Origin of the sequence: Bradyrhizobium sp. 141, assembly GCF_023074055.1 — a bacterium.
Classification (GTDB): Bacteria; Pseudomonadota; Alphaproteobacteria; order Rhizobiales; family Xanthobacteraceae; genus Bradyrhizobium.
In genome coordinates, this window is sequence record NZ_JADPKR010000078.1 from 57,115 (window position 1) to 81,995 (window position 24,881).

Annotated in this window: 23 protein-coding genes and 1 pseudogene; 13 read left to right on the plus strand and 11 right to left on the minus strand. The window is 63.7% G+C overall.

Features of this window, described 5'->3' with window-relative positions:
* Positions 1–92 precede the first annotated feature (92 nt).
* Positions 93–1,589 carry an aldehyde dehydrogenase family protein gene (locus IVA81_RS20455; RefSeq protein ID WP_247321264.1) on the minus strand — a complete coding sequence of 499 codons (1,497 nt, stop codon included), beginning with the start codon at positions 1,587–1,589 and terminating at the stop codon, positions 93–95.
* Positions 1,590–1,770: 181 nt separating this feature from the next.
* On the opposite strand from IVA81_RS20455, the gene IVA81_RS20460 reads away from it, so the two are divergent.
* Positions 1,771–2,616 carry an SDR family NAD(P)-dependent oxidoreductase gene (locus IVA81_RS20460; protein WP_247321265.1) on the plus strand — a complete coding sequence of 282 codons (846 nt, stop codon included), beginning with the start codon at positions 1,771–1,773 and terminating at the stop codon, positions 2,614–2,616.
* A gap of 164 nt (positions 2,617–2,780) precedes the next feature.
* Here IVA81_RS20460 and IVA81_RS20465 read toward each other — a convergent pair whose 3' ends face one another.
* The 3 genes from IVA81_RS20465 to IVA81_RS20475 all read right to left on the minus strand — a co-directional run bounded on the left by IVA81_RS20465 (position 2,781) and on the right by IVA81_RS20475 (position 4,177).
* Positions 2,781–2,987 carry a hypothetical protein gene (locus IVA81_RS20465; protein ID WP_018321500.1) on the minus strand — a complete coding sequence of 69 codons (207 nt, stop codon included), beginning with the start codon at positions 2,985–2,987 and terminating at the stop codon, positions 2,781–2,783.
* Between the two features lie 178 nt (positions 2,988–3,165).
* Positions 3,166–3,441 carry a YiaA/YiaB family inner membrane protein gene (locus IVA81_RS20470; RefSeq protein ID WP_063197515.1) on the minus strand — a complete coding sequence of 92 codons (276 nt, stop codon included), beginning with the start codon at positions 3,439–3,441 and terminating at the stop codon, positions 3,166–3,168.
* 40 nt (positions 3,442–3,481) lie between these two features.
* Positions 3,482–4,177 (minus strand): PspA/IM30 family protein, encoded by a 696-nt coding sequence (locus IVA81_RS20475; RefSeq protein ID WP_247321266.1) that lies wholly within the window; start codon positions 4,175–4,177, stop codon positions 3,482–3,484.
* Between the two features lie 102 nt (positions 4,178–4,279).
* Here IVA81_RS20475 and IVA81_RS20480 point away from each other — a divergent pair, with 102 nt between their 5' ends.
* On the plus strand, positions 4,280–4,888 hold the full coding sequence (locus IVA81_RS20480) for a TetR/AcrR family transcriptional regulator (protein ID WP_247321275.1): 609 nt from the start codon (positions 4,280–4,282) through the stop codon (positions 4,886–4,888).
* Positions 4,889–4,933: 45 nt separating this feature from the next.
* On the opposite strand, the gene IVA81_RS20485 is transcribed toward IVA81_RS20480, so the two are convergent.
* Positions 4,934–6,274, minus strand: coding sequence for a glycoside hydrolase family 3 N-terminal domain-containing protein (locus tag IVA81_RS20485; protein ID WP_247321277.1), 1,341 nt, complete (start codon positions 6,272–6,274; stop codon positions 4,934–4,936).
* Between the two features lie 189 nt (positions 6,275–6,463).
* Here IVA81_RS20485 and IVA81_RS20490 point away from each other — a divergent pair, with 189 nt between their 5' ends.
* From IVA81_RS20490 to IVA81_RS20500, 3 genes are read left to right on the plus strand one after another with little or no spacing between them, the layout of a single operon-like run.
* Entirely contained in the window at positions 6,464–7,960 is a 1,497-nt protein-coding gene (locus IVA81_RS20490; RefSeq protein ID WP_247321279.1) for a DUF4173 domain-containing protein, read from the plus strand.
* A gap of 20 nt (positions 7,961–7,980) precedes the next feature.
* A complete protein-coding gene (locus IVA81_RS20495) occupies positions 7,981–8,685 on the plus strand; it encodes a response regulator transcription factor (protein WP_247321281.1) in 705 nt (234 codons plus the stop codon).
* Positions 8,682–10,268 carry an ATP-binding protein gene (locus tag IVA81_RS20500; RefSeq protein WP_247321282.1) on the plus strand — a complete coding sequence of 529 codons (1,587 nt, stop codon included), beginning with the start codon at positions 8,682–8,684 and terminating at the stop codon, positions 10,266–10,268. Before IVA81_RS20495 ends, IVA81_RS20500 begins: the two co-directional genes overlap by 4 nt.
* Here the strand turns inward: IVA81_RS20500 and IVA81_RS20505 are convergent.
* Positions 10,265–10,405: a hypothetical protein gene (locus tag IVA81_RS20505; protein ID WP_007597071.1), complete on the minus strand. Its 141-nt coding sequence runs from the start codon at positions 10,403–10,405 to the stop codon at positions 10,265–10,267. The two genes, IVA81_RS20500 and IVA81_RS20505, sit on opposite strands and share 4 nt — an antisense overlap.
* A gap of 78 nt (positions 10,406–10,483) precedes the next feature.
* Between IVA81_RS20505 and IVA81_RS20510 the strand changes: the two genes are divergently transcribed.
* The 3 genes from IVA81_RS20510 to IVA81_RS20520 all read left to right on the plus strand — a co-directional run bounded on the left by IVA81_RS20510 (position 10,484) and on the right by IVA81_RS20520 (position 13,781).
* A complete protein-coding gene (locus IVA81_RS20510; RefSeq protein WP_247321283.1) occupies positions 10,484–11,053 on the plus strand; it encodes an alpha-ketoglutarate-dependent dioxygenase AlkB in 570 nt (189 codons plus the stop codon).
* A gap of 301 nt (positions 11,054–11,354) precedes the next feature.
* Entirely contained in the window at positions 11,355–12,284 is a 930-nt protein-coding gene (locus tag IVA81_RS20515) for a carboxylesterase family protein (protein ID WP_346659409.1), read from the plus strand.
* 273 nt (positions 12,285–12,557) lie between these two features.
* Entirely contained in the window at positions 12,558–13,781 is a 1,224-nt protein-coding gene (locus IVA81_RS20520) for an ABC transporter substrate-binding protein (RefSeq protein ID WP_247321394.1), read from the plus strand.
* Between the two features lie 60 nt (positions 13,782–13,841).
* Here IVA81_RS20520 and IVA81_RS20525 read toward each other — a convergent pair whose 3' ends face one another.
* A complete protein-coding gene (locus IVA81_RS20525; RefSeq protein ID WP_256469356.1) occupies positions 13,842–14,468 on the minus strand; it encodes a TetR/AcrR family transcriptional regulator in 627 nt (208 codons plus the stop codon).
* Positions 14,469–14,814: 346 nt separating this feature from the next.
* Between IVA81_RS20525 and IVA81_RS20530 the strand changes: the two genes are divergently transcribed.
* From IVA81_RS20530 to IVA81_RS20545, 4 genes and pseudogenes are all read left to right on the plus strand, one after another.
* Positions 14,815–16,512, plus strand: a complete 1,698-nt coding sequence (locus IVA81_RS20530; protein ID WP_247321286.1) for an AMP-binding protein — start codon at positions 14,815–14,817, stop codon at positions 16,510–16,512.
* Position 16,513: 1 nt separating this feature from the next.
* Positions 16,514–17,245: a nitroreductase gene (locus IVA81_RS20535; protein ID WP_247321287.1), complete on the plus strand. Its 732-nt coding sequence runs from the start codon at positions 16,514–16,516 to the stop codon at positions 17,243–17,245.
* 140 nt (positions 17,246–17,385) lie between these two features.
* Positions 17,386–19,043 (plus strand): annotated as a pseudogene (locus IVA81_RS20540) (MFS transporter).
* Positions 19,044–19,213: 170 nt separating this feature from the next.
* Positions 19,214–20,305 carry an enolase C-terminal domain-like protein gene (locus IVA81_RS20545; protein WP_247321288.1) on the plus strand — a complete coding sequence of 364 codons (1,092 nt, stop codon included), beginning with the start codon at positions 19,214–19,216 and terminating at the stop codon, positions 20,303–20,305.
* Between the two features lie 9 nt (positions 20,306–20,314).
* Here the strand turns inward: IVA81_RS20545 and IVA81_RS20550 are convergent, their stop codons facing one another.
* On the minus strand, positions 20,315–20,737 hold the full coding sequence (locus IVA81_RS20550) for a RidA family protein (RefSeq protein ID WP_247321289.1): 423 nt from the start codon (positions 20,735–20,737) through the stop codon (positions 20,315–20,317).
* 200 nt (positions 20,738–20,937) lie between these two features.
* Between IVA81_RS20550 and IVA81_RS20555 the strand changes: the two genes are divergently transcribed.
* Complete coding sequence (locus IVA81_RS20555; protein ID WP_247321291.1) at positions 20,938–21,405, plus strand: NUDIX hydrolase; 468 nt, start codon at positions 20,938–20,940, stop codon at positions 21,403–21,405.
* Positions 21,406–21,516: 111 nt separating this feature from the next.
* Here the strand turns inward: IVA81_RS20555 and IVA81_RS20560 are convergent, their stop codons facing one another.
* The 3 genes from IVA81_RS20560 to IVA81_RS20570 form a co-directional block, all read right to left on the minus strand.
* Positions 21,517–22,791: a lipase family protein gene (locus IVA81_RS20560; protein WP_247321293.1), complete on the minus strand. Its 1,275-nt coding sequence runs from the start codon at positions 22,789–22,791 to the stop codon at positions 21,517–21,519.
* Positions 22,792–23,042: 251 nt separating this feature from the next.
* A complete protein-coding gene (locus IVA81_RS20565) occupies positions 23,043–24,152 on the minus strand; it encodes an ABC transporter substrate-binding protein (RefSeq protein ID WP_247321395.1) in 1,110 nt (369 codons plus the stop codon).
* A 209-nt stretch (positions 24,153–24,361) separates the two neighbouring features.
* Complete coding sequence (locus tag IVA81_RS20570; protein WP_247321295.1) at positions 24,362–24,844, minus strand: L-2-amino-thiazoline-4-carboxylic acid hydrolase; 483 nt, start codon at positions 24,842–24,844, stop codon at positions 24,362–24,364.
* Positions 24,845–24,881: the final 37 nt, after the last annotated feature.

Genomic DNA, 24,881 nt, shown 5'->3' on the forward strand with positions numbered 1-24,881 from the left:
CGGATCATATAGCGAAGGGCGGCCACCGGAAAAGTCGCCGCCCCCACAAAAAGCAGATATTCCCTCTCGCGGAAGGCGGGAGAGAACAGACGTTACGCCGTCTTGATCCAGACGGCTTTCACGTTGAGATATTCCTCGACATGCTGCTTGCCGGACTCGCGGCCGTAGCCGCTCATCTTGTAGCCGCCGAAGGGCACGGCCGGGTCCATCGCCTGGTAGCAGTTCACCCACACCGAGCCGGCGCGTAGCGATTTTGCAACCGCATGCGCCTTGCTGACGTCGCGCGTCCACAGGCCCGAGCCGAGGCCGAAGGTGGTGTTGTTGGCGCGCTTGACGAGATCATCCATGTCCTTGAACGCGATCGCGGAGATGACGGGACCAAAAATCTCCTCCTGCGCGATGCGCATGTTGTCCTGGACGCCCGCGAACACCGTCGGCGAGACGAAGAAACCCTTCGACAGCGCGCCCTCGGTGACGCGGCCGCCGCCGGCGAGCGCCTTCGCGCCTTCCTTCTGGCCGATGTCGAGATAACCGGTGACGCGTTCGAGCTGCTGCTCGGACACCAACGGGCCGATCTGCACATTGGGATCGAGGCCGTTGCCGACTTGCAGCTTCTTGCCGAACTCGGCGACGCGGCCGACGAACTCCTCGTAGATCGCCTGCTCGACGAACAGGCGCGTGCCGGCACTGCAGATCTGGCCGGAATTGGCGAACACCGCCATCGCGGCGCCGGGCACGGCGGCATCGAGATCGGCGTCCGCGAACACGATGTCCGGCGACTTGCCGCCCAGCTCCAGCGAAACGCGCTTGAGGTTCCCGGCGGAGGCCCGGATGATCGACTGACCCGTGACATGCGAGCCGGTGAAGGCGACCTTGTCGACGTCGTGATGCGAGGCGAGCGCGGCTCCCGCGGTCTCGCCGTAACCTGGAACGACATTGATGACGCCAGGCGGAATTCCTGCCTCCATCGCCAGCTCGGCGATGCGCAGCGAGGTCAGCGGCGCCTCCTCGGCGGGCTTGAGCACTACGGTGCAGCCGGTCGCAATCGCCGGGCCGATCTTCCAGATCGTCGCGGTGAGCGGACCGTTCCAGGGAATGATCGCGCCGACGACGCCGATCGGCTCCTTCAGCGTATAGGAGAAGATTTCGCCAGGAAGCGAGTTCTCGATGGTCTCGCCATGGATCGCCGTGGTCTGGCCGGCGTAGTAACGCAGCATGCCGACGGCGCGCAGACGATAGGCGCGCGTGCGGCTGAGCGGCGCGCCCATGTCGAGGGTGTCGAGCTGCGACAATTCGTCGAAATTCTTCTCGACGAGGTCGGCGAGCTTGAGCAGCAGGTTCTGCCGCTCGAACGGCTTGACCTTGCTCCAGGGACCTTCGAAGGCGCGGCGGGCGGCGGCGACCGCACGATCGATGTCTTCCTTGTCGCCCTCGGCGACCGTTGCGAGCAACTCGCCTGTCGCGGGATTGTGGGTCTCGAAGCGCTTGCCCGAGGCTGCATCGACCCACTTCCCGTCGATCAGCATCTGCTTGTAGGACCCGTTCGCGAATGGATGACGCGTGATCGGAATAGCCTGCGACACAGCCATGGCTGCACTCCCTGTCAGGTGATTGATTGGTTCGATCTGGGCGGGATCGTTGAGTTGAAGGATACAGCGGTGCCGGATAGGCGTAAAGGCAGCGCGGAACGAAGACCTCCCATGCCGACTTGTGCGGGGTCGCGCACCGCCATGTTATAGCTCGAGCGAGCCCCCTCTCTGGAGACGTCCCATGCCACATCCCGCCATCGTGAAAGACAATGTTGCCGTGATCACCGGTGGCGCGTCCGGTATCGGGTTGGCCGCGGCCATGGCCTTTGCGCGCGTTGGAATGAAGGTGTGCATCGCGGATGTCGACGGGGCGCGGCTGACCGAGGCCGCAACAAAACTGTCATCAGTCACTTCTGCCACAAACGTGATGACCTTCGCCGTCGATGTCAGCAGGGCCGAGAGCGTGATGGAACTGGAGCGCGCCGTGGGCGCGCATTTCGGCGGAACCGACCTGCTCATGAACAATGCCGGCATCCAGCCGGGCAGCACACTGTTCGAGGAGCCTGACAATTGGCAGCGCATCATCGCCGTCAACATGTGGGGCATCATCAACGGCTCGCGCGTCTTCGCGCCCAACATGATCACGCGCGGCAAATGCGGCATCATCGTCAACACGGGCTCGAAGCAGGGCATCACCACGCCGCCGGGCGATCCCGCCTACAATGTCTCCAAGGCGGGTGTGAAAGCGTTTACCGAAGCGCTCCAGCACGAGCTGCGCAACACAAAGGACTGTCGCGTCACGGCACACCTGCTGATACCGGGCTTCGTCTTCACCGGCCTCACCGCGAAGGGACGCACCGAAAAGCCGGCCGGCGCCTGGACGCCGGAGCAGACGATCGATTTCATGCTGGCGCGACTCGAGGTGGGCGATTTCTACATTCTCTGCCCGGACAATGACGTACCGCGCGCGCTCGACGAGAAGCGCATGGAATGGGCCGCCGGCGACATCATCGAGAACCGCCCGCCATTGTCGCGCTGGCACCCGGACTATGCGGATGCGTTCAAGAGGTTTGTGGAGGGTGAGTAGCACTTTCTTCCTTCTCCCCTTGCGGGAGAAGGTGGCGCGCAGCGCCGGATGAGGGGTATCTATCCTCAAACATACTGTTAGCGAGATTCGCGGAGAGAACCCCTCACCCGTCTTCGCGTTCCGCGAAGCCACCCTCGCCCACAAGGGGAGAGGTAATAAGAGGCCTACAGCGTCTCTTGTTGATGCCCGCAATTCTTGCAAGCGAACTTGACCCGGGTCTGGCCTTTCTCCGCCTGGACCCGGTTCGGCGCGCCGCACTTGCCGCAGACGGCCTCGATGCGGGTCGCGCCCTGCTTGACGACGATGGACTTCTTTTCCATCGATTCGCGGATCAGGCGCTCGGCCTCCTCGCGCAGCGATTGTTTCGACAAAGCTCGTCTCCGCCTCTGAAAAGCGCGAGAGCCATATCCCACCTACGGCCGAAGCACAATGCGTGATGCGGTTCGTGGCCATTGGCGTCATTCCGGATGGTTGCGGAGGCGAGAGCCGCGGCGTGTGTTGCTCCGCGGCCCTCTTGCTTCTCGTCCGGATCGGCTCAAGGCACTTTTTTCAGGCGGCCTTGGACACCTCCATCAGCAGCCGCTCGGCCTTCGCGTCCTCGATGCGGTTCACCAGCCGGCTGCTCTCGTGATTGTCGCGCACGGTCTTGGTCAGGGTGATGCAGGTCTGGATCAGCATGACGATGCCCATGGTGAGATAGCCCTTCATCCAGAAGTCGATCGGCAGGAAGAAAACGCCGATGGCGACGAGGAATGCGGAGGCGGCAAAGGACGCGTAAGTGAAGGTCACCCAGGCGCTGCTATGGGGCTGGCCGTTCTGGTTCATGATGGTCTCCTGTTGGCTCGAATGATGATGGGGTTGGGGATCAGGCAGTCGGCGTGCGGTTGGACTTCAACCGCGCCAGCACGTCGTCCGCAGTCGTCTTCAGCCGCGGGCCGAAACCCTGCTCGGCGAGTCTCTCGGCGGTGGCGAGGGGACCCGTGGCCGCATCGAGCTCGACGAGCGCATCGTCGGCAGCCTGGGCTTCCATCTGCCGATCGCGCAGACGCCTCAGGGTGCTCTCCGCCTCCGGCAGCGTGGATTCGTAAGGACGCGCTGCCTCGATGCCACTGCGGCGAAGCGAGCGCACCGCCTCCGAGGCACGGGCGACGCGACGGCCCCGATCGAGCTCGGTGATGCGGGCCTGCGCAGTCGCGACGTGCCGCTTCAGCCGGGCGATCTCGGTCGCGAACAGCGCACGAGCCGTCAGCGCCGCATCGCGGTCGGCCTCTAGGCCCGCGATGGCTTCGGCCGCGTCCCTGGCGAGATCCTCACGGCCGCCGTCGAGCGCCGCAACCGCGCGCGTTTCGAGATCGGCGATTCGCGCGACGGTCGCCTCGAGCTTGCGGCCTTCCTGCTGATCCTGCGCGATCGCCAACGCCAGCGTCCGCTTGCTGCGCTCGACGGCCGCGGCCGCATCGCGCATCTGCTGGTCGAGGATCAGAAGGGCCGTCCGGTCTTCCAGCTCTTCGCCCGCGGCGGCCACGCTGCCTCGGAAAAGTGTCACTACGGTCTTGAACATTTGCTGCTCCCTGTTATGAGCGTTGCTCACACACCCTTTGTAGCAGCAAACTTGAACATCGTTCAAGAGAAATTTGAGCAGCGCTCAAAAAACGGCATGCGGATGTCTAAAGCCTTGGAACGTCGAGAGAAACTTCGAGCCGACCTGATCCTGGCGGCGCAGCAGATGATTGCCGCCCGCGGACTTTCCGGCCTGAAAACCCGCGATCTCGCCCGCGAGATCGGCTGCGCCAATGGCGCGGTCTACAATCTCGTGGCCGACATGGACGAGCTGATCCTGCGCGTGGGCTCGCGCACGCTGCTCCGACTCGACGAGGCGCTCAGCGCCGCGGTCAGCGCGGGCGAGGCAGTGCCGCAAGAGACGCTGGTCCGCATCGCCATCGCCTATTGCGATTTCGCAGCGGAGAATCTCCAGCTTTGGCGCGCGCTGTTCGAGCACCGCATGGAGGCCGACAAGACCGTCCCCGACTGGTCCGTCGAGGACCAGTTGCAACTGTTCCGCCACATCTACCAGCCGCTGGCCACGCTGTTTCCGAAGCGCAGCCCGGAGGAGCTCGGCATCACGGCGCGCAGCCTGTTCTCGGCGGTGCATGGCATGGTGGCACTGGGACTGGAGCAGAAGCTAGTTGCCGTGCCGCTGCCGGCGCTGCGTAACGAGATCGCGGGCCTCGTGCGCGCGATGATCAACGGATTGATCGCGCGGGCTGTGTAGAAGCGCAGCAGCAGGGGTCGCGGAAAGCTCGCCGACGCCCAGCGACTAGCTCCGAGTATTATTTCTATTGAGTGACGCGGCTCCCGTCTTCTCGGACGGAAAACCCCGGTCCAGCCGCGCCGCGCTCGCGCCCAGCATCGCTGCGTCGAGCTTGCCCTGCCGCGCCCCGTCCAGGGCACAGGCGAAGACGCGGTAGAACTGCGCACCGTCATAGGCGACCAGCAGCAGATCGACGCCGGCATTGATCGCCTCGACCACGGCCTTGCAGACGTCGTTCTGATAGATCGCGCCCATCACCAGGTCGTCGGTCATCACCACTCCCTGGTAACCCCATGTCTCGCGGATGATGCCCTCGACGACGCGTTTCGAATGCGATGCGGCGCGATCGGGATCGACGGCGGTGAGCGTGACATGGCCGACCATGAGCGCGCTCCGCGAATGCGATAGCACCTCTCGGAACGGGAGCCAGTCGGATGCCTCGAGCTCCCTGACCGGCGTGTCGAGATTGGCGCTGAAATGATGTGTGTCGGCACGCACCCGACCGATGCCCGGAAAGTGCTTGAGCGTGGCACCGACGCCGAATTGCTCCAGCCCGCGCACATAAGCGCTCGCGATCGTGCTGACGACAGCCGGATCGGTCGCGATCGCGCGCTGGCCGATCAGCGTGTGGAAATCGAGCCGGTTACGCCGCGCCGGTGGCTTGAGGTCGAGCACTGGGGCGAGATTGAGGTTGACGCCGAGGTCCGCGAGCTCGCGGCCATGGATGCGGCCGAACTCTTCGGCTTTGGCCTGCTGGTCTTCTGGAATAAGCCCCGCGAGCGTCGCCAGCGCCGGCACTTTCGTCAGCGGCGGCGCGAGGTGTCCCACAATGCCGCCCTCCTGATCCGCAGCAACGACCAGCGGCGGCAGGCCCGCTGCGCGCCTGACATCCTGGAGCGCGGCGATCTCGGTCCGCAGCGCCTCGATGGTCCTGCCGCGGATGTTGTGACGGGTAACATAGACGCCGCCGATCAATCCCTGTTTGGCAAGGCGCGCAACCTCGGGAAATGAGGAATAGCCAACCATGAAGTGCGGCCCGAGCTGACGCGCTTCCGCCGCGCTGACGCCGAGGACATCGTTCTTACGCAGCTCGAACTTCAGATGCGCGGCCGACATGAGGACCGGCGGCAGGCACCAGAGCATGACGAGCAGCTCGCCCGCGATGGTACGCCATCGCCCTCTGCGCAGCAGAAGGATGACGACCACGATGCTTGCGACGACAAGCGCGATGTTTCCGGCGCCGCGCAATGGCACCAGATAAGGATCGTTCTTGTTCGCGGCCGCGAACGCGACGACTGGCGCGGCAAGCCAGAGCAGGACGAGGCCGATACGGCGGAGCAATTGCATGATGCATCACGTGCTAGAAGTGGCGAATGCTTCGCACCTATCAAAGCGATTTGCGCCGGGCGAGAGGCAAAAGGCCGCCTGCACGAAATCTGCAAAAGACTCCTGAAACCGTGCAGACGATGATCCCGCCTTCTGCACAAGCCCTCTTCAGACTTCGTGATGCCACATATCACGAAAGGTCTTTTGGACATGACGAGCCTGGCTTCGACGATCGCAGCGGACCTCCAGCCGATCAGGCATCCCATCATTCCCGCCAAGCTCGGCCTCGCGCTGGCGCTGGCCGCACTGGCCGACTGGCTGTTCTACGGCGAACGGATCGGACTGTCGCTGATACTCTTTGCGGTCGCGACCGTTAGCGTGTCGGTGCTGTTCAATCATGCGGCTCTGGATCTGCGGCGTGCGATGACCGGCGCAGCCATTCTGGTCGCCGGTCTCGTACCGGCCGTCGAGGAGCTCAACACGCTCTCGTTCCTGATCCTCGTCGCGGCGCTGCTCATGGCCCTGCTGCTTGCGACCAATCCGGAGGCGACCGATCTCGCCGAACGTGCCCGCGCACTCCGCAACTTCGTCCTGCTCGGTCCCTTCAGGCTCTTTCCCGACGCGCTCCAGATCTTCAACATGTCGGCGTTCACCCGCGGCATCGCGCTGTGGCTGCTGCCGACAGCGCTGAGCACCGTGTTCGTCGCGCTGTTCGCCGCGGCCAATCCGGTGATCGAGCAATGGCTGTCACTGCTCAATCCAAAGCTCGTCTTCGAATATGTCAGCGTCCCCCGCGTGCTGTTCTGGACCATGATGCTGGCACTGGTCTGGCCCTTCATCCATGTGCGCTGGCGGCGCAGGACGGCTGCCACCACTGATATCGCCGATGTCCCATTGCCCCCGCCGCTCCCGTCCCTCGTCTCGGCCGAATTCCTGGGCCCCTCGACCATCCTGCGCTCGCTGATCCTGTTCAATCTGCTGTTTGCTGCGCAGTCCATTCTCGACGGCATCTATCTCTGGGGGCATGTGGCGCTGCCCGACAATTTGACCTACGCCGCCTACGCCCATCGCGGCGCCTATCCGCTGATCGCGACCGCGCTGCTTGCCGCCGCTTTTGTGCTGGTCGCGATGCGTCCGGGCGGACCGGCGGAGAAATCGAGGGTGATCCGGCCGCTGGTCTATCTCTGGGTGGGGCAGAACGTGCTTCTGGTCGCCTCCTCCATCCTTCGCCTCGATCTCTATATCGACATCTACATGCTGACCTATTGGCGCATCGCGGCCTTCATCTGGATGGGGCTGGTGGCGCTCGGCCTGATCCTGATCGTCGCGCGCATCGTGTTCGACAGGTCCAATCAATGGCTGATCGGCGCCAATTTGGTCGCGTTGACGATCGCGCTTTATGGCTGCTCGCTCGTGAACTTCGACGCCCTCATCGCCGACTACAACGTCGCCCACAGCCGGGAAGCGTCGGGGAAAGGCGTGCAGATCGACATCGACTATCTCCTGACGCTTGGGCCGCAGGCGCTGCCCGCCATCGACAAGGCGATCGCGCTGCGGCCCGCCGCCAGCGAGGGCTGCCTTGTGTCACGCCGCGACCGCCTTGTAGAACAGCAGCGCCGGGACCTGGCCTGGCGAAGCTGGGGCTTTCGCAACTGGCGGCTCCAGCGCCGGCTGGACGTCCAGGCGAAAGCTCGGTCCGGCGGCTGACGGGGTGAGTGGAGAATTTCTTGGCGCATCGCATTCTCATCGTCGACGACGAAGGCCACATCCGCGAGGTCATCCGTGTCGCCTTGAAGAAGGCGGGCATGGACGTGATCGAGGCGCGCGACGGCAGGGAGGCGCTCAGCCGCGTTGCCGCCGACAAGCCCGACCTGATCGTGCTCGACATCGGCATGCCTGAATTCGACGGCCTCGACGTCTGCCGCGAGATTCGCAAGACCTCCGACGTGCCGATCCTGTTCCTGTCGGCGCGCGACGAGGAAATCGACCGCATCCTCGGCCTCGAGATCGGCGGCGACGATTACGTGACAAAGCCCTTCAGCCCGCGCGAGCTGGTGGCGCGGGTCAATGTCATCCTGCGCCGGCTCAGTCCGCGCAATGGCGAGGCCAAGGCCGGCCCGGGAGCGCTCATGCAAGGCGGGCTCGTGATCGATCCCGAGCAGCATGTCGCGTCCTTCGCGGGCGCGCCGCTGAAACTGACCGCGATCGAGTTCGGCATTTTGCGCGCGTTCCTGACCCGGCCGACCTCGGTGTTCAACCGCGAACAGCTGATGCGGGCGGCCTATCAGCTCAACATCCAGGTCTCCGACCGCACCATCGACAGCCACATCCGCAATATCCGCGCAAAGCTGGCGGCGCAGAATTGCGAGAACGTGATCGAGACTATCCACGGCGTCGGCTTCAAGCTTGGCCGCTGCGAGACAGAGGCATGAGCGCGGCGCCCGATAAATGGCGGCCGTCGCTCACGCTCGTGATCTTCACGGTGCTGGCGACCGTCGGCGTGCTGCCGCTGGTCGGCCTGTTCTTCTTCCGCCTCTACGACAACCAGCTCATCCGCCAGACCCAAGCCGAGCTGATCGCGCAAAGCCGCGTGCTGGCGACGATCTACGCACAGGAGGTCACGACGAGGCTCGACAGCGGCCTCACGCTCGGCGCCGAGGTGCCGCCGGGCGTGCTGCCCGACCCCGGCGATCAGGTCACCCCGATCCGGCCCGCGCTCGATCTCACCGCCAACGACCTGTTGCGGCGGCGACCGGATGCGCAAGCAGCTCCCCAGGCCGCGCAGCCTGCCTATGTCGAGATCGGCGCAAAACTGACGCCGATCATCCGCGAGACCCAGAAGGTGACCCTGGCAGGCTTTCGTATCCTCGATCCGCAAGGCGTCGTGATCGCCGGGCGGCAGGAGGTCGGGCAGTCGCTTGCCCATATCGAGGAGGTCGCAGACGCGCTGCACGGGCAATACCGCGCTACCTTGCGCAACCGCGTGCCGGACAAGCCGCCGCCGCCGATCTACTCCTTCAGCCGCGGCCTCGGCGTGCACGTGTTCTCGGCGATGCCCGTGATCGTCAACAACCGCGTCGCGGGGGTGATCTACACCACGCGGACGCCGAGCAATATTTTCGATCATCTCTACCAGGAGCGGGCCAAGTTCGTGCTGGCCGGCCTCGCCGTCATCCTCGGCACGATCGCGATCGGCCTCGTGTTTTCGCGCACCATCACCCTGCCGATGCGCGAGCTGATCGACCGCGCGGCTCGAATCGGCCGCGGCGACCGCGAGGCGTTCAAGCCGCTTCGGCATTACGGCACCAGCGAGTTCGCCCAGCTCTCGCACAGCTTCCTCGGCATGGCCGAGCAGCTGGCGCGGCGCTCGGACTATATCGCGACGTTCTCGGCCCACCTCACCCACGAGCTGAAATCGCCGCTGACCTCGATCAAGGGCGCGGCCGAGCTGTTGCAGGATTCGGTTCAAGGCAAATCCGAGGGCCTGACGCCGTCCGAGCAGAACACGTTCATCGCCAACATCCTGTCCGACACGCAGCGGCTGGAGGCAATGGCGCAACGGCTGCGCGAACTGGCCCGTGCCGAAAGCCTGCCGCAGAACGAGCGCACGGAACTCGCACCCGTGATCGCCGACCTGAGGAGCCTGTTTCCGGCAAGCGATATCTCGGCCAGCGGCAGCCTCGACCGCCCCATCGGCATGTCCGGCGAAAAGGCGCTGATCGTACTGTCGCATCTCGCCGACAACGCGATGCGGCACAAGGCAAGGTCAATCAGGCTGGAGGCGGCCTTCGAGCGCACGACCGTGCGTCTGACGGTGAGCAATGACGGCGAGCCGATCTCGGCGCCGAACCGCGACAGGATTTTCGATGCGTTCTTCACCACCCGGCGCGACCAGGGCGGGACCGGGATGGGGCTTGCGATCGCGCGCGCGGTGATGGCGAGCCATGGCGGCTCGATCAGGCTAAAGCCGACCGAGGCGGGCGCCGCCTTCGAGCTCCAATTCCCTGTCGCCTAGATCGCGAACACCCAGGCGGCAACGATGGTGCCGATGGTGACCAGGCCCGCGATGGTCCAGCCGGCGGCATATTCCAGCTCGGGATGACCGGTCGCCCGCATGATCTCTGCCGGATCGGCGGTATGCTTCTCTGCCATGACAGCCTCGCACGTTTCTTCCCGCGTCATATGTAAGTCGCATCAGCCGCCATTAGGTTCCATCACGGACGTGCGAGGATGACGCAGCTAGGTTTGTTCGCCGAACCGCAAGCGGGCCCTGCCGGGCTTCGCCATGCGGACAATTTTATCGATGCCGCCCTCGAGCAGGCCTTGATCGGCCGCATCGCAGCATTGCCGCTCCAGCGCTTCCAGTTCGGGGCGTTCGAGGGCAACCGCCGGGTAGCCTCGTTCGGCTATCGCTACGACTATTCGCTGCAGCGGCTGGCTGAGGCGGAGGCGATCCCGGACTGGCTGGCGCCCGTCGCGCGCCAGGTCGAGCAATGGGCGGGGCTGCCGGAGGCCAGCGTCCGCCAGGTACTTTGCACCGAATATGAGGTCGGCGTCGGCATCGGCTGGCACCGCGACAAGCCGCATTTCGACAAAGTCCTCGGCCTGTCGCTCGGCGCAGCGTGCAAGTTCCGCTTCCGCCGCCGGAGCGGCGACAAATGGCAGCGCCATACGCTCGAGGCTCTGCCGCGCTCGCTTTACATGATGGACGGAGAGGCGCGCTCGCAGTGGGAGCACAGCATCCCGCCGGTCGAGGCACGGCGTTACTCCATCACGTTCCGGACGATGAAGCGGGCCTGACCGGTCGTCCAAAACAAAAAATGTGAAAACAACCCCATGCACAGTAGAAACCGTGTCCGGCTCAAGCCTCGGCGGCGCCGGACAACGGCTTGACGGATCGAGACAAAACGGCTGCGCCCCGGGGGCCGTGAACTTTCGTTCGAAAAGCGACAGCATGCCAGGGGGGACGGCTATTCCGCGCCGGCCCCGTGCCGGCCAAAGGTGCCGTGAATTCGCCTCAAGGCCAGCTGAGTAATGAGGCGAATTGAAAAGACAGGCTATATCTGCGAGCCAATATGAGACCCGCAAAGCCGGCATCATCATGAAGAACTATCTGACATTTTTCCTGCTTCTGACCATGACCTCGGCCTCTGCGCACGGACCTTTGCCGGCCCGGCTCTCGCCGCCGTCCGATCTCGTGCAAGTGGGCCTCACCGACAACGACACCGCGGCCGGCGGCACCGCGCGGCTGTGTGAGCAGGTTACCTTCTCGCGGGGCCTGCGCTACGGCGAGAGCGAAGCCAACGTGCTCGATGTCGCCGCCAGCGCGACCAAGGCGGATACGCCGCGGCCGGTGCTGCTGTTCGTGGCCAGCGACACTTTCGCCGGCGACCGCGCCGCACCGGAACTGTCGCGCCAGATCCAGGACCAGGCGATGTGCTTTGCCGCGCGCAACGACATGATCGGGGTGCGTGTCAATTATCGCTTGGCCCCTTCGGCGACCTGGCCGATGGGAGCGACCGACGTGGCGGCGGCGCTGTCCTGGGTTCACGGCAATATCGACCTGTTCAACGGCGATGCCCGCGAGATCGTCGCGGTCGGCTACGGGGCCGGCGCCTTTCATGTCGCAACCCTGCTGGCGCATCCCGAGTTGCAGGCCGACCGCGCCGATGTCGCCGCCGTCGTGCTGGTGTCCGGCATTTACCGTGCGGGCAAGGACGCGAGCGACAGCGAGAAGGCCTATCTCGGCAGCGACGCCAGCCAGTACAACAAGCGCTCGGTCTTCCCCGGCATCCTCAACGTCGATGTGCCGATCGTGCTGGCCTGGGCCACGGACGATTCCCCTGCCCTCGTGACGCAGGGCGAGACCCTTAAGAAGACGCTCTGCGGCGCCGGTCATTGTCCGCGTAGCGCGCTGCTACGCAGCCGCGACGGCATCGCGAGCGCCTTCGGCCTTGACGGCTCCAGCGACAGCCTCGCCGAGCCGACACTGCTGCTGGTGCATCAGCTCGAGGCACGGGGGCTGCCGTAGGGGGGCACGAGAGCCTCCACAACGTCATGGCCGGGCTTGTCCCGGCCATCCACGCCTTTCCTTGCGGCACAAAGAACGTGGATGCCCGGGACAAGCCCGGGCATGACGACCTCCTCAGCGGCGTGTCAGCACGCCTGCCGTTTCGGTCCGGCCGCCAAGCCTTGCTCCGAAACAGCCGCTCAGCCACAGCTTTGCCAAACGCTTGACGTAGATCAACTCGCCTAGGTGCGGAATGAGCCGACCTCGTTGGGGGCCAACGACAAGGTGTCGAGCATGCGCGTCACCGGCAGACTGCTGTTCGTTTTGATCGCCGCTATCGCGTCGCTCGGCGCGATGTCCGAGCAACGCCCGGACCAATCCACGAGCGACAAGGAAATCCGCATCGGCAATGTCATGCCGTATTCGGGGCCGCTCTCGGAGTTCGGCGCGATCGGCCAGGCGGAGGCCGCTTATTTCGACATGGTCAACGCGCGTGGCGGCATCAACGGTCGCAAGATCCGCTTCATCACGCGCGACGACAATTCCGATCCGGCTTACGCGCTGGAACTGACGCGCAATTTGGTCGAGAAGGACGACGTGCACCTGATGTTCGGGTCGTTCGGCACGCCCGGCAATCTCGCCACGCGCTGGTATCTGAACGAGAAGAATATCCCGCAGCTGTTCGTGGCCTCCGGCGACGAGGAGTTGAGCCGGGCGAAGGCGTTCCCCTGGACCATGGGCTGGCAGCCTTCGTTCCGCTCGGAAGGGCGCATCTACGCCAATTACATTCAGGCCTATTATCCCAGGAAGAAGATCGTTGTGCTCTGGCAGAACGACCAGTTCGGACACATGCTCTACAAGGGCATCCAGGAAGGGCTTGGCGATCTGAACCGTCATGTCCTCGTCGATATCGCCTTCGACATCAAGGACGAGCATCTCGACGGGCACGTCTCGATCCTCAAGCGCGCCGGCGCCGACATCTTCGTCTTTCTCGGCGTGCCGTCGACGGCGTCCAAGGTGATCAAGCTGGCGGCGTCAATGAATTGGCATCCGGTGTTCATCGTCAACGATGCCTCCGCCTCGATCGCCAATGCGATGGCGCCCGCGGGCCTGGAGAACTCCGCCGGCGTGATCTCGGCAGCCTTTCTGAAGGATCCGAGCGATCCCGCATGGAAGGACGATTCCGCCATGAAGGACTGGTTCGGCTTCATGGACAAGTACCATCAGGTCGAAAGCACGAACAACAGCGCCGCACTCTATGGCTACGCCGCGGCCGAGGCGCTGACGCAGGTGCTGAAGCAATGCGGCGACGATGTCTCACGCGAGAACATCATGCGGCAGGCGGCGTCGCTCAGGAATTATCAGCCCTCCGTTGCGTTGCCCGACATCAGGATGAACACCTCGCCCAGCAACTATCTGCCGATCAAGCAGATGCGGCTGGTGCAATTTGACGGCCGGTCGTGGCAGCTGTTCGGCGACGTGATTGAAACCGCATTCACGGAAGGTGCGGCGCGGTGACGGCGCTTCACACTGGCTAGAGCGAAGCCGGTGCCAGAGCGTTGCAGGCGCCAGCCAGATTTAATCCATCTTCCCGCTCGTGCCCCGCAGGCAAAACGCGACGATTGCCTGTGCTTGCCGCTGGCGCTGCGCCGTAGACAGGCTGTCCAGAGCCAAGGGGCCGACCAGACCTTCAAAAAGCGAGCCGACGATGCACGCCGCAGAGGCTTGTACGTCCTGAGCAGGAAATTCTCCGTCGCGAATTCCCTGCTCGATGATCCCCTCGAACACACGCGCAAGCTTCCTGCGATATTTCAGCCGGGCCGATTCGATTTCTGGCTCAACCGGCTCGGCAACGAGGGCATGCGCGAGCTTGCGTCCCAACAGGGCCCGGCTTGCAAACTGCCACGCGGACGCTGACAGGCGCTCGGCGGCCGTGCCGTCGCCAACGGCGACCTTCGCCACGACATCAACTTCGCGCTGAGCGACTTCCGCAACAACTTCCACCATGAGCTCGGCCTTGGATGGGAAGTTGCGATACAGCGTTCCCAAGGCAACACCGGCCGCCTCGGCAACGGCGTTCATTTGGGTATCGCGAAAGCCGACGGCTGTGACCAACTCCCGCGCAGCGCGCAGAATGGATGCACGCTTACCTGGGGATGGAGTCCGAGGCCGCACGTTGCGCACCGGCTTGCTTGCACCTGACATGTGTCCCGTCCGAAATCGTTTCGCCGAGCGCGAAGACTCCGGCCCTTCCAGATAGAGCGCCGTTGTCGTCGATCTGCAAGCGCCATTCTACTATCGCCATCCCTCTTCGCTTGCACCGATCGGCAGGACAAACCGCAATCGGCGACACAGCCCAAAGTCGCCGGCGCGCCCATTCAAAGCAGACTTGCAAAGCAGGCTTGACTAACTAGAATTAGAATTCTAATTTCAATCGAATTTGACATCCAGATCAGCCGAAGAATGGCCGCAGCCGCCAACCGGTCATTCCGGCCTAGCTGCTCAGAGCCGTCGCGGATGAGCGGGGCGGTCGCGGCCGTCACGCCAAAGCATGGAATTCATCGGAGGAAATCTCGTGTCGTCTCACCAGCATGCTGCCGCCATCGCACGTGTCCACGATCTGGTCGCACTCTACGCCGATCCAAAGGCCGGCGTGGCCGATCTCCTTTGCGACCGTCATCCGCCCGGTGCCTTGACTTACAGAGTGGTCGGTGCAGACCTGGAAGCGACCGAGATCACATATGGAGACTTACGCCGAGAGTCGGAGAAATTCGCAGCCGCGCTCGCGGAGCTCGGCGTTGGTCCGGGTAAACGCGTCGCAACCCTGATGGGAAAGAGCTCCGAATACCTCGTTGCTGTCATGGGGATCTGGCGGCTCGGAGCTGTGCATGTACCGATCTTCACAGCCTTTGCCCCCGCAGGTATCGCGTTCCGACTGACCCGCAGCAACGCGCAAGTGGTCGTCTGCGATGAAACCCAGCAGGCGAAATTGCTGCCTGGCGACGATATGCCTTCTGACGCCTCGTGGAGGATCATCACGACGGCAGCAGAAGGCGCAGGCATTCCCGGCGCTTTGCACTTCTCCAAAATGATGAGCGCACAGACGCCGGGGCGGCCCGCAGCGCGGCTCGGAGGCGATGCTCCGATCATTCAGATCTACACGTCCGGAACGACTGGGACGCCAAAGGGGGTCCTGGTCCCGACCAAGGCTCTCGCGGGCTTCGGAGCCTACGCAGAATTTGGCCTTGGCCTGGTTGCCGACGATCTCTACTGGTGCGCGGCAGACCCTGGATGGGCTTACGGCCTTTACTTCGGCATCCTCGGATCATTCACCACCGGCGTGCCGAGCCTGCTCCTGACGGCCGGGTTCGATGCGGCCACGACTTTCGAAGTTCTCTCACGGTACGACGTAACGAATTTTACTGCGGCGCCGACCATCTACCGCGCGATGCGCGCATTCGATGGTTCGCGACCGGAGATCACGAAGCTGCGCTGCGCTTCGAGCGCCGGTGAACCGCTCACTCCGGAGGTCAATCTTTGGGCCGTCGATGCGTTGGGCGTTGCCGTACATGACCACTACGGCCAGACCGAGGCCGGCATGCTGATCAACAATCATCATCATCCCGATCTTGCGGGCTCCCTGAAGCCTGGCTCCATGGGCAAACCCCTGCCCGGCTGGTCAGCCCTGGTCTTGAAGGAAAAGGAAGATGTTCCTGCCGCCGACGGCGAACTCGGGCGGGTTGCGATCGAGCTGGAAGACAGTCCCCTCGCCTGGTTCACAGGATACATCGACGATACGCAAAAGAGCGCCGAAAAGTTCGCCGGGAATGGCCGATGGTACCTGACCGGCGACGCGGGTCGTCGCGACGAGGATGGCTATTACCATTTCTCCTCGCGTGATGACGACGTCATCATCATGGCGGGATACCGGATCGGACCATTCGAAATCGAATCGATCATCGCAACCCATCCGGCCGTCAGCGAGTGCGCCGTCATCGCAGTACCCGACAGCACGCGCGGCGAGGTGTTGGAAACCTACGTCGTGTTGCGGTCCGGCGAGAACCCGTCGCCGGACGTCGCGAAGAGCATCCAGGACTGGGTCAAGACACGATATGCAGCACATGCCTTTCCCCGACAGGTGCATTTCGCCGCCTCGCTGCCCAAGACGCCCAGCGGAAAGGTGCAAAGGTTCATCCTGCGTCAACGCCGACGGGACGAGTTGACCACCGCGCCCGCCGGGATCCGCTGACATGAACCTCGATACATCACGCTCGGAATTGTCCGGCTCGCCACGGGAGAAGCCGCACGGGCATGGCGCCGCTCCAGTGATTGACGCCGTGGTGAAGCGGCGCTCGGTGCGACAATTCCTGCCGACCGCGATTGCCCCGAGCGTTGTCAGGGCCATCCTGTCCGCTGCCTCGCGCGCTCCATCCGGCACGAATTTCCAGCCCTGGCACGTCCATGTCGTGACCGGCGAATCCCGCGCCGCGCTGTCGCGAGCTGTAATCCAGGCAGCTACAGCGGGAGAACGCTGCGATGAATATGCGTATGCCCCCGTGCCGGTCGGGGAGCCATATCTCTCACGTCGCCGAAAAGTCGGCTACGATTTGTACAGACTGTACGGCATAGCCCGCGATGATTTCGCGGCACGCAAAACCGCCATGCTGCGTAACTTCGAATTCTTCGGCGCGCCGGTCGGCCTGTTCTTCACGATGGAGAAACATCTGCTGTTCGGCTCATGGCTCGACTGCGGGATGTTCATGCAGAACGTGATGATCCTCGCCCGAGCACATGAGCTCGAGACTTGCGCGCAGCAGGCCTGGTGCGAGTACGGGCGCATCGTGCACGAACAGCTCGGTATTCCCGACACCCACATCGTTCTATCCGGGATGGCGCTTGGTCATCCCGATCCGGACGCGCCCGAAAACACGCTGATCAGCGATCGCGTCAACATCGACGAATTCGCTGTCTTCCACCGCTGAGACGCATCGCGGCAGAGCCTTGAGGAAGCGTCACACCTAACCGTCCGACGGCCAGACGGGACGGAAAGCCAGGTCCAGAAAACGACGCATCCCAACGGTGCGCCGACCGAAGAGTGCTGTCTCAAAAAAGGGAGGGAACCATGACTTATATCGATACCATGCCAAGCACGGCCGCAATGACGGACAAGGACAGGCGCGTCATCCTTGGCGCATCGCTCGGCACCATCTTCGAATTTTACGACTTTTTTCTGATCGGACTTCTGGCGACGGAAATTGCAAGGCATTCTTCTCCGGCGTGAACCCCACGGCGGGCTTCATCTTCACGCTGCTCGGCTTCGCCGCCGGATTCATGCTCCGGCCGTTTGGCGCAATTATTTTTGGTCGATTGGGCGATCTCGTCGGCAGGAAGTACACGTTCCTGGTGACCATCATGCTGATGGGACTTTCAACCTTCGTGATCGGACTGCTGCCGGCCTATGCGACGATCGGCATGGCAGCTCCCGTGGCTTTCATCGCCATGCGCATGCTGCAGGGCCTTGCCCTCGGGGGCGAGTTCGGCGGTGCGATGATCTATGTGGCAGAACATGCTCCGCCAGGAAAACGAGCGGCATGGACCGCCTGGGTCATCCTCACGGCAGCGCTCGGGTTTCTGCTTGCAGTCGCCGTCATCATCCCGCTGCGGCTCTCGATCGGCACCGACGCCTTCACGCTTTGGGGGTGGCGCATTCCTTTCGTGATCTCGATCGTTCTGCTCGGTATCTCACTGTGGATCCGGTTGCGCCTCGACGAGTCGCCCGAATTCAACCGCATGAAGGCCGAGGGGCGAGCCTCGAAAGCCCCGCTTTCGGAGACGTTCAAGAACTGGAGCAACGTCAAGCTGATCCTCGTAGGAGCCCTGTGCATCCTGCCTGCCCAGGCGGTGATCTGGTACACGGGCCAGTTCTATTCTCTGTTCTTTCTCACGAAGGTGCTGAGGGTGGAGAATCTTACAGCCAACTACATGCTGATCGCGGCCACCATCATAACCACGCCGCTGTATGTCGTCTTCGGCAGCCTCTCCGACAAGATCGGCCGTCGTCGGGTGTATGTGACGGGATATTTGCTCGCGGCGCTGCTCACGATTCCGATCTTCAAAGGGATTACTCACTACGCAAATCCCGCGCTCGAACGAGCCCAGCTCGCCGCTCCAATCACCATCATCGCAGCACCCGACGATTGCTCGGTGCAATTCAATCCACTTGGCACATCCAAATTCACCTCATCGTGCGACGTCGTGACCGACGCACTCGCCAAGCTCGGTCTCAACTACGGTACGGAGAATTCGGCAAGCGCGCTTGTCGCCCAGGTCAGGATCGGAGACCGATTGATCCGAGGCTACGCGGCAAGTTCTACGGATGCGACAGCGGAGAAGGGACGCTTCGATGCCGAACTTAAAGCCGCATTGAACGACAACAAATATCCGCTCGGGGCCGCCGCCAGCGAAGACATCAACGCACCCGTGATCGTGCTCCTACTATCCATCCTGCTCAGCTTCGGAACCATCACGTTCGCCCCGACCACGACGTCGTTGCTCGAAATGTTCCCCTCGCGGATTCGATACACCGCCATGTCGTTTCCCTACCACATGAGCGCCGCGTGGTTCGGCGGATTTCTGCCGGCGACGGCTTTCGCGATCGTGGCCGCGACCGGAAGTATCTACTCGGGGTTATATTATCCCGTGTGCATTTCGGCCGCATGCATGGTTCTGAGCCTGATATTTGCCCGCGAGACAAAAGACGTCGACATCTCGCGAGGGTAATATCCGCACGAGAGATGAAGCGCACGGCGGCGGCCGCATCTCCGCCGCCGTGTCGTTGATGCGCGACATGCCCGGCCGACGATGTGGAGGAGTGGCGGCAGGCATCTTTTCGTTTCATATCGAATGCTTAAGATCGGTTGACCAGCATTCACTCGCCGGGAGAGCTTCAAATGACCGAGACCATCCGCATCAAGCGCTTCCATGCGCGGCCCGTGATCGTGCCGATGAACCTGCCGCTCCAGACCTCCACCGGATCGGTCGCCAAAGCGCCGCTGGTGCTGATCGACTGCGAGACCGACCAGGGCGTCATCGGGCACGCCTATCTGTTCTCGATCACGCCGGCGGCCTTGAAGCCGCTGACGGCGATGGTCGCGGAAATGTCAGAGTTGCTCGCCGGCGACGAGCTGCTGCCGTTCGAGATCGAGCGCAAGCTGACCCAGCGCTTCACGCTCCTGGGGCTCGCCGGTTTGCAGCGGCTGGCGCAATCCGGCATCGACATGGCGGCTTGGGATGCGCTGGCCCGCACACGCGGCTTGCCGCTGGCGCGCCTGCTCGGCGGTGCGCCGAAGCCGGTCCGGGCTTACAATTCGAAGGGGCTCGGCATCATGCCGGCGGGTGCCGCGGTCGACGAGGCGCACAAGCTGCTGGCCGAGGGCTTTCACGCCGCCAAGATCCGCGTCGGCCGGCCCGATGCGCGGGAGGATCTCGCCGTCGTCCGCGCGGTGCGAAAGGCGGTCGGCGATCAGGTGACGCTGATGTGCGACTATAATCAGGCGCTGACGGTGACCGAGGCCATTCGCCGCGGCGAGATGCTGGACGACGAGGGCTTGAGCTGGATCGAGGAGCCGATCCGCCACGACGACTATGCCGGGAACGCCCGCATCGCGGACGCGCTGCATACGCCGGTCCAGATCGGCGAGAATTTTGACAGTGCGTTCTCGATGCAGGCCGCGCTATCCGTCGAGGCCTGCGACTACGTGATGCCTGACGTGCAGCGGATCGGCGGCGTCACCGGCTGGCTGCGCGCCGCCTCACTCGCGCATGCCGCCGGCATCGAGATGTCCTCGCATCTGTTCTCGGAAGTCAGCGCGCATTTGCTTTGCGTGACGCCGACCGCGCATTGGCTGGAATATGTCGACTGGGCTGACGCGGTGCTTTCGACGCGCCTGCAGATCAAGGACGGCTTTGCATTGCCGAGCGAGGAGCCCGGCAACGGCATCGCGTGGGACGAGGCGGCGGTCGCCAAATATCTCGTCAAATAAGACGACCTGCTATGACCGAACGGCGGCGATCATATTCAACTCGACCGGCGCCCCCCGCGGCAACTCGGCGACACCGACGGACGTACGCGTGTGACGGCCGCGATCACCGAGGCGTTCGATCAGCCGGTTGGAGGCCCCGTTCATGACTTGCGACTGCTGGGTAAATCCAGGCGCCGACGCGACGTATCCCACGACCTGCAGGACCTGGACGATCCTGTCCTCTCCGCCTGTTGCGTGATTGATGGCGGAAATGCAGAGATCGGCACAGAGGGCGGCAGCCTCTTGCGCGGCCGCCATATCGACGCCAGCGCCGACCTTGCCCGCATACAGCAGGTCCTCGCCGCGACGCGGCAACTGGCCACTGACATACGCAACTCCACCATGGATGATAACCGGCAGGTAGTTGCCGCCGGGCTTGTTCACGCTGCTCATTTCGATGGCCTGCCTTCTCTTCACATCCGGCGAAACGATGCATCGGCATCGTCGCCGTGGGGACGACTGGACAATGGCAGGCGACAAATCATGGATCAAGGCTGCCAAGCTCTTGCATGCCGAAGGCGGTGCGGATCCGGCCCGACAAGGCTTCGCTTCCACGCATTGCGCAGCGGTGACGCGCGCGATAACGATGCCCCATGACCACCTGGCGCCCTCATCCCCACATCCGCGTCGTCGCGATCGGCCTGCACTGGCGGGACGGACGCCTGCTCGCGGCCGAGATTCGCGACGATGCGGGGCGGATCAAGGGCGTGCGTCCGCTTGGCGGCGAGATCGAATTCGGTGAGAGCTGGCGGGCTGCGCTCGTGCGTGAATTCAACGAGGAGCTCGGCATCGACGTCACGCTCAAGGGCGAGCCGTTGATGCTGGAGAACATCTTCGTGCACGAGGGCGCGACCGGGCACGAGGTGATGTTCATCTCCGAGGTCGAGTTTCCCGATGCCGCATTCCGCGATCAGGACCGCATCGACTTCAGGGAGGATAACGGGGAGCAGATCGTGGCGCGCTGGTTCGACCTCGCCGATCTCGATGTGGACGGCGCGCCGAGCCTGTTTCCGACCGGGCTGAAGGGCTCGCTGCTAGGGGCAAGAGACGGCGCCGCGTAAGCGGCGCTCCTGCTTTGCTGGGCGCGATGACGCCGGCTTCGAGATGTCTTCGCATCTGCTCTGCGTGACACCGACCGCGCATTGAGGCGGGGTGAGGAAATACGCGGCCGATCAATCGTTGAAGGCCACCCCCTGCGTGGCCTCGCCGGGAGGGCCGGGCTCCGCAATCCCGGCGCAATTGGCTTGCGGCTTCTGGCCCGCGAGCATGACGCGGACAAAAGCGAGCGCATCGGGGAAGGCGGCGTTCAGGCCGCCATTATGCGTGGCACCGGGATAGGTCTTCCAGACCACATCGTTTCCAGCGGCGCACAGGGCCACGACCGCCGCATATTGCCGGGCCGGGACCAGCGTGGAATCCGCAAGGCCGGTGCCGAGCAGCAACGGCACCTTGAGCCGCACGGCCTTCATGTCCGTGATTGCGGTCAGCCGCGCCAGCACATTGGCTATCGGCTCGACGTAGACATTGTCGACAGTAGTACCATCTTGCCGGGCGACATTGCGCATCTCGGTCGTGCAGCCCTCGCGCGCCGCTTTCAGGATCGGCTTGCCCTTGTCGGAGACGAGATCATCGGCGGAGGGCGCGCCGTCGGGCAGCGAACCGCCAAGCAGCATGAGCGACGTATAGATCGGCGAGCCGATCGCGGTGGTCTGCGGCGGCTTGTAAGGACCATCCGGGAAGGTCGAGACGAGGCCCGTTGCCACAGTGGCGACGAGCGGGACGTCCGGCGCGTAGCTCTCGGCAATCACAGTTGCGCCCATCGCGGCACCCGAGCCCTGCGACTGGCCGGTGACGAAGACTTTGGACGCGAGCCTGTCGTTATAGGCGGAGAGCACCGCGCGTACTCCGTCGAGCACCGAACGGCCTTCCGCCTCCCAGATCAGATAGGGATGCGGGCCAGGGCCGCCGAGCCCCTGATAGTCGGTGGCGACGACCGCAAAGCCGTTCTCCAGCCAGCGTTGGATGTAGGTGGCATCGCGCGGCTTATGACCAGTCCAGGACGGTGCACATGCATCGGAGACCCCGAGCGTGCCGTGCGCCCAGGCAATCAGGGGCCAGCCTCCGGCCGGCGGCTCGCCCTTGGGGAGATAGAGCGTGCCGCTGACCGGCACGATGCCTGCGTGCCAGCGCAGATCGTTCGACGTGTAGAGGATGCGCTCAGCGAGTGCCGCGCCCGTGATTTCGGGCTGCACGAGCATTGGTTCCTTGCGCAACATCACGCCGGCGCTCTCGGGCAAGGTTTCGGACCAGCGATAGAACGGCGACAGGTTCTGGTCGCCCACTTTCGGTCCAACCGGCAGCAACGAGTCCGCGTGCGCCTGCGGAATTGAGAGAGCCAAGGCGATGGCGAGCGTCATCATCGATTTTGCGATCGGGGTGGTGAACATAGGCGTCTCCCGTCCCTTTGCGGCGCGCGCCGCATTTTTTGGCCAGGTTGATTGCCCGGGCAATTTGTCTTCCGTGTCGATTATGGAGACGATCGCGCGCGGGTCCACGCCTTTTTCGGACATGGGCCAATGCCGATCACGCGGAGCACTCCGCAATGACGGGCCATGGGCGACTGCGCACTATCACGGCTCCGCGCGCGATGACGCCGGCTCGACTCTACATCACAGTGCCAAGCCCTCCTGCTCGGCAGCTACTTCATCAGTCTGAAGCGGCCTCCTTCCACCTTGATCAAGAACGCCGAGCGCTCGTCGTATCCATTGTGATCGCTCGCGCTCATCGTGGACAGGCCGTTGTTGAGATACACCTCCTTGACGCACTCGAGCTCGTCACGAAGGGCCGCCCGGAACTCTCCCGTGCCGGGTTTCGCGGTCTTCAATGCAGTTGGTATCGCCGTCTGGAGGAGCGCCATCGAATCCCACAGATGCGCTGCGAAGATGTTCGGCTTCTGCCCGTTCGCCTTTTCGTAGGCGGACAGCAATTGGTCTCGGATCTTGCGGAACGGATCGTCCGCCGGCAGATCGTCCGCGATCGTGAACGCCTCGCCGGTGAAGACGGCGCCTTCGACACTGGCGCCGCCGAGCTTGATGAATTCCTCAGTGGCCACACCGTGGGTCTGGTAGATCTTGCCGGAATAGCCTCGCTCGCGAAGCGCCTGTTGCGGCAGGACCGCCGGCGTGCCCGCCGAGGCGATGAAGACGGCGTCTGGATTTGTCGCCATCACCCTGAGAGCCTGGCCGGTCACGCTGGTGTCGGCGCGCGCATAGACTTCGTGCGTGGTCAGGGTCAGGCCGAGGGTGGGGGCAAGCCTGCTCACTTCCTTGTAATAGCCCTCGCCATATCCATCGGAGACGCCGATGTAGCCGAGGGTCTTCGCGCCCGATTTGGCGATATGCTTGAGGATCGCGAGTGCCATCAAATCGTCGTTGGGAACGACCTTGAAGGCCCATTTGCGCCGTTCGTCCATCGGTTGGACGATGGCTGTCGCCGCGGCCAGCGAGATGATCGGTGTCCTGGCCTCCCAGGCGACATCGAGCATCGGCATGGTCACCGGCGTCAGCGATGAGCCGATGAGGACGTCGACACCGTCCTGAATGACGAGCCGCCGCGCGTTCTGAATGCCCTTGGTCGAATCCGATTCATCGTCGAGGGGGATATAGACGATCTTCTCGCCGCCGATCTCCTTGGGGAGGGCAGCAACCGTCCGCATCTGCGGCTGCCCGAGCGCCGAGCCCGGCCCCGAAGCAGAAACCACGATACCCACCTTGATATCGGCATTTGCGCGGGGGATGGCGAGAACCATTGCAGTGCAAACGCATAAGGCGGCGAGGCAGCGCCGGATCATGATGTCCTCCCTGGTATTATATTTCGCTGACGCAATGTCGCTTCGGTCGCGGCGAAAGTCTGTCCCTACGGCTAGGGACAAGCCCGATCGGGGGAGGATCGTCTGTCGGGTCTGCCTTGGTTACGCCGGGATCCTGACGCCAGACCGGGCCCGGCCTGCGGGCGCAATCACGCCTCGCCCGCATCGCGCCGATAGCGGAAATCGCAGTGCGGCGCGCCTTGCATAATCGTCTGCGTGCGCGTCAGCTTGATATCCGAGCCGAAACCTTCCGCGGTCGCAAAGTCGGCGGTGCAGATCAGAAGGAAGCCGAGCTCGGGCTCGCCGAGCGCCTTGTAGAACTCGGCATAGGCGCACCGCTTCACATCGAAGGCGAAGGCGTCGTGGGTCTCCTCGACGATGTCATAGGCGAGCGCGTCGTCGCGGGCGTAGGTTCTGAACGCCGAGGACACGGCCTTGCCAAGATCGGTTTCGCTCTTGCCCCGACTCTGGGCCTTCCAGAATTCCTCGCCGAAGCCGCGATAGAGATCGCCGACTGCCTTGCGTACCAGTGCGTTGGCGCGCGGCGCGCCGAGCTCGGCCTGGAGCGCCTTGACCAGCGGCACCAGCACCTGCGCCTGAATTTTTGCCTGCTCGATGACGGATATGCTCATGGGCGCCTCTCGTCTGAGATAGCATCGTAGCCGGGAT